11 protein-coding genes are annotated in these 7,166 nt (G+C 36.5%); 4 read left to right on the top strand and 7 right to left on the bottom strand.

Translation table 11 applies throughout. The annotated features are described in order from the left end of the window. The coding region (locus tag AC1DOS_RS16500; RefSeq protein ID WP_477538380.1) for an HD domain-containing protein at positions 1 to 751 on the top strand (751 nt) is incomplete at its 5' end. A gap of 309 nt (positions 752 to 1,060) precedes the next feature. Here the strand turns inward: AC1DOS_RS16500 and AC1DOS_RS16495 are convergent. Beyond that, positions 1,061 to 1,960: a peptidylprolyl isomerase gene (locus tag AC1DOS_RS16495; protein ID WP_477538379.1), complete on the bottom strand. Its 900-nt coding sequence runs from the start codon at positions 1,958 to 1,960 to the stop codon at positions 1,061 to 1,063. Between the two features lie 140 nt (positions 1,961 to 2,100). Between AC1DOS_RS16495 and AC1DOS_RS16490 the strand changes: the two genes are divergently transcribed. Continuing rightward, positions 2,101 to 2,193, top strand: coding sequence for a YjcZ family sporulation protein (locus AC1DOS_RS16490; RefSeq protein WP_477538378.1), 93 nt, complete (start codon positions 2,101 to 2,103; stop codon positions 2,191 to 2,193). A 131-nt stretch (positions 2,194 to 2,324) separates the two neighbouring features. Here AC1DOS_RS16490 and AC1DOS_RS16485 read toward each other — a convergent pair whose 3' ends face one another. The 6 genes from AC1DOS_RS16485 to AC1DOS_RS16460 all read right to left on the bottom strand — a co-directional run bounded on the left by AC1DOS_RS16485 (position 2,325) and on the right by AC1DOS_RS16460 (position 5,902). Further along, entirely contained in the window at positions 2,325 to 2,510 is a 186-nt protein-coding gene (locus AC1DOS_RS16485) for a hypothetical protein (protein WP_108585245.1), read from the bottom strand. Positions 2,511 to 2,578: 68 nt separating this feature from the next. After that, a complete protein-coding gene (locus AC1DOS_RS16480) occupies positions 2,579 to 3,121 on the bottom strand; it encodes a DUF3267 domain-containing protein (protein WP_477538377.1) in 543 nt (180 codons plus the stop codon). 126 nt (positions 3,122 to 3,247) lie between these two features. Further along, entirely contained in the window at positions 3,248 to 3,805 is a 558-nt protein-coding gene (locus AC1DOS_RS16475; RefSeq protein ID WP_108585243.1) for an HTH-type transcriptional regulator Hpr, read from the bottom strand. 210 nt (positions 3,806 to 4,015) lie between these two features. Beyond that, the gene (locus AC1DOS_RS16470; RefSeq protein WP_108585242.1) at positions 4,016 to 4,396 is read right to left on the bottom strand and encodes a YtxH domain-containing protein; all 381 of its coding nucleotides are present in this window, start codon (positions 4,394 to 4,396) and stop codon (positions 4,016 to 4,018) included. Positions 4,397 to 4,829: 433 nt separating this feature from the next. Beyond that, positions 4,830 to 5,360, bottom strand: coding sequence for a tryptophan transporter (locus AC1DOS_RS16465; RefSeq protein ID WP_108585241.1), 531 nt, complete (start codon positions 5,358 to 5,360; stop codon positions 4,830 to 4,832). A 116-nt stretch (positions 5,361 to 5,476) separates the two neighbouring features. Continuing rightward, positions 5,477 to 5,902, bottom strand: a complete 426-nt coding sequence (locus tag AC1DOS_RS16460; RefSeq protein ID WP_477538376.1) for an HIT family protein — start codon at positions 5,900 to 5,902, stop codon at positions 5,477 to 5,479. Between the two features lie 113 nt (positions 5,903 to 6,015). Here AC1DOS_RS16460 and AC1DOS_RS16455 point away from each other — a divergent pair, with 113 nt between their 5' ends. Beyond that, positions 6,016 to 6,765, top strand: a complete 750-nt coding sequence (locus tag AC1DOS_RS16455) for an ABC transporter ATP-binding protein (protein WP_477538375.1) — start codon at positions 6,016 to 6,018, stop codon at positions 6,763 to 6,765. Beyond that, the coding region (locus AC1DOS_RS16450; protein WP_477538374.1) for an ABC transporter permease at positions 6,749 to 7,166 on the top strand (418 nt) is incomplete at its 3' end. The genes AC1DOS_RS16455 and AC1DOS_RS16450, both read left to right, overlap by 17 nt.

Below are 7,166 nucleotides of genomic sequence, written 5' to 3'. Positions count from 1 at the left end.
GGCAATTGTCCGAGTAGGCGGTGAAATTCAACACTATAGAGGGAAGAACCAGTTGCGAATTAAGAGTATTCGTGTCGTAAAAGAAGAAGAGGGAATTTCGCTAGCGGATTTAGTACCATCTGCTGAAAAGCCGAAAGAAGTATTGTTTGAGGAATTAATGCAATTTTTCTTCGAAATGAAAAATCCCGCCATTCAACGAATTACTCGACACTTGTTGAAAAAACATCAGGCAGCCATCATGACTTATCCAGCAGCTACTAAAAATCACCATGACTACGTTTCGGGATTAATTGATCATGTTGTATCGATGTTGAAACTAGGGAAGTCTTTGTGTGAGTTATATCCATCACTAAATAAAGATTTACTATATGCAGGCATCATTTTACATGATGTTGGTAAAGTAACGGAGTTATCAGGACCTATTGCTACTTCTTATACGATTGAAGGCAATTTACTGGGTCATATTACAATTATGGTAAATGAAATTTCAAAAGCTGCAGAAGAATTGCAAATTGAAGGAGAAGAGGTCATGCTTCTTCAACATATGGTGCTATCTCATCATGGTAAAGAAGAATGGGGAAGCCCCAAAAGACCAATGCTACGTGAAGCGGAAATGCTTCACTACATCGATAATATTGATGCGAAAATGAACATGCTAGACCGTGCATTAAATAAAACGAATCCTGGTGAGTTCTCAGAGCGACTATTCCCGCTCGAAAATCGTTCATTCTATAAACCAACATTTGAGTAAGAAAAGCGTGATGGAGCATTTTAGGGCGACACCGGCGCTGGAAGATTCGAAACGGGAACTTGTTCCCGATTGAAATGGAAGGAAGGCTAAGCTCGTGACTTCGTGGTGCTCCTGCGGTTACACGTCGCAAAACGCAGTGCTAAGAAATTTCGCAAAGCCTTCATGACCCACGTCCAGTGGCCCCAAGCTTAGGTGCGGCCTGCCCCCGGGGAGCTAGACAGTAAGAAAAGTGTAACAGCGCACATACCTTATCAAAATAATAACTAAAAGGCGCTCCCATTTATGGGAGCGCCTTTAATGTGTAATCTTTTATTCAGCTGCAGCTGGTTCTGCTGGTTCAGGGTTTAAAATTTGATCGATTGCGCCTTTCAAATCTTCATCCTTGATCTTGATGTCAGCTTCTTTCATTAATTTCGATACTTTTGGAAGTAATGAACTAGTATCTGCTTTTTGTACTTTTAGAGTTTTCGTAATTTCAGCTTTATTTTCTTCTAACGTGCCAATATCTTTTTCACGTTTGTCTGTAACTTCAATGATGTGGAATCCGAATTCCGATTTCACAGGCTCACTAATAGTATTCTTTTCTAAAGCCAACGCAGCATCAGAAAATTCTTTTACCATTTTATCTGGTGTGAACCAACCAAGTTCGCCACCTGATTCTTGTGCAGCTTGCTCAGTAGAATATTCTTTAGCTACTTTAGCAAAGTCAGCGCCTTTTTCAAGCTTAGCTTTAACTTCTTTAGCTGTTGCTTCGTCAGCAACTAAAACATGACGTGCATTTAACTCTGTTTGCATGTTTTTATATTGAGCTTCAACTTCTTTATCTGTAACTTTAATGCCTTCAGTCAAAGCTTTTTCTTGCAATAAATTCAAACGGATATACTTTTTATAGCCTTCTTCAGTTTGACCTTGTTGTTCAAGGTATTGAGCAAAGCCTTCGCCCATTTCTTTTTTCTCTTTGTCAAATTGAGCCTTTACTTCTTTGTCTGAAACTTCATATTCTGAAGCTAAGACTTTTTCGATAATTAATACTTGAAGTGCTTGTTTACCAACAGACTGTTTCATTTCGTCATATAATTCATTTTTTGAAATATCGCCAGCTTTAGAAGTGACAATTGCAGGTGAATCATCAGATGCAGAGTCACCGCTACAAGCTGATAAAGCTAAAACTGATGCTGCTAAAGTTAATGTTAATACGGATTTTTTCATGGGAAATCTCTCCTAACTTCTCTTCTTGATGCAGTGTTTACTATAACATAAACGAAGAAAAAACAAAAATGGTTCCCATATTTGCCTACGAAAGACAAACAAAGGAGCATACTCTAACAAAGAGAGAGGGGGTGTGCGAAGTGAGTGGTGGACATCATGAACAATCTGGCTTTGCGTTAATTGTAGTTCTATTTATCTTATTAATTATCGTTGGTGCAGCGTTCTTGTGCTAATGAAGAAGAGTGGAGAGTGCTGTTTTAGTGCTTGAAACCAACTATAAAGCCTCCAATAAAGGCTTTTTTACCTAGATTCTTACTGGTAAAAAGAAAAAGTCCATTTGCCTAGTTCAGGCGAATGGACTTTTTTATGCTGTAAATAAAATTTCTACATAAAAGGAAACAAGTAAAATCGTTACCAATACATTTATTGTTCTGAAAATCTTATTTTGCTTTTCTTCAGGAATTTCTCGTTGTGCACATAACGCATAGGTCATGCGATTAATTTGGAATAAATACACTATCGAGAATAGCACTACTATTGTGATAATCACGCTTATTCCTCCCCTCTGCCAATCTATACAATCATATCAAAATCACGAGAAAAAGAACAGTAAACTGACTAGATAGTAGGAGGGACTAAAATTTCATATCCAGTTTCCGTTTCTTCAATCAACGCTTTTTTCGGTGACCGAGCAAGATTCTTAATATATAACAAATCAATTAGACAAAGACCACAATGGTATGAAAGCAGCATTGTAAAGTAATGTCCAAATTCCGGAAGCGTAAATGCACCCGTAATTAAAATGGTGTTAATGATAAAAAATGGAGCAAGTAAAGCGAATAAGAAAAGTGTCTTTGGAACCGGTTCTTTAACACGAATAGATAAAATTGGAATAATACCAAATTGTGTTTTTACAGAAAAATGAATTCGATTACGATAACGAATCAATGGTAGGTAATGAATAGCTTTATGTGTCGGATATAATAAAATAAAACTTAGTAGAAAAATTATAAATCTATCATCAGAAAGGGGATTATCGTTTAATATTTCAATAACTACATAGAAAAATGAAAATACGGCAAGGACAAGTAACAATGACAACATGAAAATACGATCGAAGCCGTATTGTTTTTTTACGTTAATGGTTTTCCAGCAGTGCAATGTATGCAACTCCTATAATAAAATAATATGCTTGCAGATACATACATTACGATGTTTTGGGTAAAAAAGCAAGTCTACTAATATTACATTTTAGACAGCGTTTTCATCCATTTAGATTACTTAGTTTTACCTCACTGTTGGTCTGATATTATCAATCTTTTCATCGAAGCTTTTATCTATGTTTTTGAATGAGTGTTCAAATATCCCCATGAAGTCATCACCGTAAATATTACGAATCACAGCCATTACTTCCATAAATTCTGGAAATCTCCCGTACAAGTCTTTAAGAGGAAGAGAACCTTCAATTACGGAATGTTGGGAGTCATGGTAGTGTTCAATCATATTCATCAATAACTCTTGGCCTTGTTCTGTAAGTTCGACATATGTATTCCGTTTATCAGCTTCACGTTTTGAAAAAGATAAAAGTCCTCGTTCTTCTAATTTTTTTGAAAAATTAAATGCAGTAGACACATGCATTACACCAAACTTTGCTACATCTGAAATAGAAGCACCTTTTAAATGATAAGAAATCCATAAAATATGATGTTCATTAATATTCAAATTATAAGGTTTTATCCACTGCTGCCAATCTTTTTCCACTGCTTTCCAAAGTGCTTTCGACAGCTGTGCAATCCGCTGGCTGTAGAGCATTGCCTCTTTCATTGTGTACATTTGTTCAGACATGTCGCCACCTTCTTCCGCGAAAATCATTTTCTATCATTATAGCAATAAAGTAAAGTCCTGCATAGTTGGAATTTTTGAAATATTATGATGACAATAATAATTTTTATAAATCATCCAATAATAGCTTTACATTATTTTTCTGACTATGTGTGTTGAAGCAGATTATCAAAAAAAAAGTCCTACAAATAAATGTAGGACAGAGATTTACCTTCAGTTAATAGGCGAAGGGTTTTTTTGATATTTAGCTATCGATTTTTCTAATTCTTCCATAGCCATTTGAATTGAAGAAATTTCATTTTGCAAATTTTCTTGTATTGGCTCGGTTTGATTCTGCCACAATTGAACAGACTGTTTTAATTCATCAATCGTTTGTGGAATTTCTGTTTTCGTTTCTTTTGATAAGCGGGCAATAGATTGTTTTAAATCACTTATTTGAAATTTCACTTGAGATAATTTTTCTTTCCAATCTGAAGATGCAGTTTTGACATTAGATCGTAATTCGCTACCAGATTGAGGAGTAGAGAATAAGGCAGCTGCTGATCCTGCAACAACACCTGTTACTAAACCGATAAAAAATGTAGATGCTTTCATTTTAGAAGCACTCCCTTCATATATATGTATACTATTCCTTCATTTCAATTAATTAAAACATGTTGGACAAGCTAAGACAACACGAAATGCAAAAAGCGCTATTCTAGGTCGTCAAATTGCCTTGGAAGAAAAGAGTCAAAACTCGTTTTTGAATGAGTTTTAAGGTTCGAAGGCTAAGACCGTGAGGTCGAGGTGCTCCTGCGGTTACTCGTCGCAAAATGCAGTGCTAAGAAATTTCGCAAAGCCTTCATGACCCACATCCTGTGGGCCCAAGCTTAGGTGCGAGTTGGTGCTTGTAACAAGAAAAATCGGAAATTGAAACGGCAATCTAGGTGACGACTAGCCTTTTAACGAGCGAATAAGAAAACGCCATTCGAATTCGGAAGTGAGGTAAAAAAAATGGCCTGCCGAGAATGGCAGACCACTTATATATTTAGTTTGAAAGAGCTGTTTTAAATTTCGATCTTTTCACCAATTGAGTTACAATCGGGAAAATAAAGACAAATGCGATGGAATTTAATGCAACTGTTGGTAAGACTACCGTTGTAACAAGGAACCCAAACGATAAAGGAATTTCTACACCGAGTACAAAAATCGCAACGGACAAGAAAATAACGCCTGATAAGAATGTGCCAACTGCTGTAAGTGCTACTGCAACAGGAAGTTTTGTCGTTAAATGTTTCAACGCCACAACTACTGCAAAAAATACAAATGCGGTAATGAATTTATCGACGACGTTAGGAATAAATCCTGCTGGGAAAGTAGAAAACAGCCCAGATATAACGCCAGTAGTAATTGCTAATAGAAAGACATGTGATACTTTAGGGAAAAGTAGAATCCCAATAAACATCATCGTTAACATAAAGTCTGGTTTCATCCCACCATTAAAACCTGGGATTACTAAGTACAATGCTGCTCCTACACTAACCAGTAGGGACATTAACACTAAATTTTTTGTATTCATTTTCTCATCTCTCCTCAACTATTCTAATGTGATTTTTGGATTCTCCTGAGGTATCCTGTGATCGACAGCGAGAAACTTATATTTCATGTTACAGTTTAATAGCGATAAATGCAAGATTACTTGCTTAGATTTAATCGGATTTGTTCAGCATACTCTGCAAACATTTCGCTCGTATACTGTTTTTCTTTTGTTTGCCATGAAGCTTTAAAACCATCTGTTTGATCATATCTCGGTATAAAATGAAGATGAAAATGGAAAACACTTTGTCCAGCAGGAGCACCGTTGTTATTCAGTAAATTTAAGCCAACTGGTTGGAATGAAGCTTTAAGCGAATTAGCAATTTTCGGCGCAACGGAAAATAATTGTCCCGCTACTTCAGAGGACATGTCATAGACGTTTTCATGATGTTTTTTTGGAATTAATAATGTATGGCCTTTTGTAAGGGGCATAATATCCATAAAGGCTAACACATGTTCATCTTCATACACTTTAGTACTTGGAATCGAACCGTCTACAATTTTACAAAACAAACAATCATTCATTGCGGTCACGTCCTTTCATGATATGGTCCTAAGTTTATCATAAATGGAAGTGACTAGTGAAAAGCTAATTCGTTATTTTTTTGTTAAGATATAGAATAAAAGGGGTGCATTTGATGAACGTATTAGAAGTAAGTGGAGTTACAGGTGGCTATACTCGTAAACCGATCATTCATGATTTATCTTTTTCAATCGCACCCGGAGAATTAGTCGGTCTAATAGGACTGAATGGGGCAGGGAAAAGCACAACAATTAAGCACATTATTGGATTAATGAATCCAAAAGACGGAGAAATCCGGTTAAACAAAGTGACGATGGAAGAAGACATGGATGCGTATCGTTCTTCGTTTTCATATATTCCTGAAACACCTGTATTGTATGACGAATTAACCTTAAAGGAACATTTGGAACTTACAGCTATGGCGTATGGTTTGGATGAAGCAACATTAGCCGCTCGGTCCGAAGTACTTTTAAAAGAATTTCGAATGGAAAAACGTTTAAATTGGTTTCCATCACACTTTTCTAAAGGAATGCGTCAAAAAGTGATGATCATGTGTGCATTCTTAGTGAATCCTTCCTTATATATTATTGATGAACCTTTCGTTGGGCTGGACCCATTAGGAATTCAATCGTTGCTTGATCAAATGAACGAAAAGAAACAAACGGGTGCTTCCGTTCTAATGTCTACACATATTTTATCTACAGCAGAACGGTATTGTGACCGCATTTTGTTATTGCACAATGGTCGAATTCGGGCACAAGGGACAATGAAAGATTTACGAGTTGCATTTAACATGCCACTAGCTACTCTCGATGACTTGTACATCGCGATGACTAAGGAGCGAGACAATGAAGAACCTACATGACGTCTGGCGTAAACGGTTTCTTCATTACGTAAACGAACTTCAAAAATACTTAAAATATGTTTTCACTGGTCATCTTGCTATTGTTGTAGTGTTCGTACTTGGAGCAGGTGGTTATCAATATAGTGAATGGTTAAAAACGGTACCAAGTGATTTTCCAGGTACTTGGTTGGTAGCAACTGTTATTGGAGTTTTACTTTCATATAGTATGCCAACAACATTGATACGTGAACCAGACCAAGTGTATCTACTGCCACTTGAAACGAAATTAATGACGTATATGAAAAAGGCATTGTCGTGGACGTTCTGGTCACAACTTTTTATCGTAATCGTGCCATTTATCGTGGCAATTCCGTTATTGAGTCAAGTGAGTAAAGTTCAGCCTAAAACACTAGGTCTTGTAT

This window comes from Paenisporosarcina sp. P5_A11 (assembly GCF_056400705.1).
The sequence above is the reverse complement of the archived record's forward strand: the minus strand, read 5'-3'. Positions and strand labels throughout refer to the sequence as shown.

What these genes read in the sequence shown, in the direction of transcription:
- AC1DOS_RS16470 (WP_108585242.1), bottom strand. Translation starts at nt 4,396, where the DNA reads ATGAAAGCATCTACATTTTTTATCGGTTTAGTAACAGGTGTTGTTGCA.
- AC1DOS_RS16465 (WP_108585241.1), bottom strand. Translation starts at nt 5,360, where the DNA reads ATGAATACAAAAAATTTAGTGTTAATGTCCCTACTGGTTAGTGTAGGA.
- AC1DOS_RS16475 (WP_108585243.1), bottom strand. Translation starts at nt 3,805, where the DNA reads ATGTCTGAACAAATGTACACAATGAAAGAGGCAATGCTCTACAGCCAG.
- AC1DOS_RS16460 (WP_477538376.1), bottom strand. Translation starts at nt 5,902, where the DNA reads ATGAATGATTGTTTGTTTTGTAAAATTGTAGACGGTTCGATTCCAAGT.
- AC1DOS_RS16495 (WP_477538379.1), bottom strand. Translation starts at nt 1,960, where the DNA reads ATGAAAAAATCCGTATTAACATTAACTTTAGCAGCATCAGTTTTAGCT.
- AC1DOS_RS16455 (WP_477538375.1), top strand. Translation starts at nt 6,016, where the DNA reads ATGAACGTATTAGAAGTAAGTGGAGTTACAGGTGGCTATACTCGTAAA.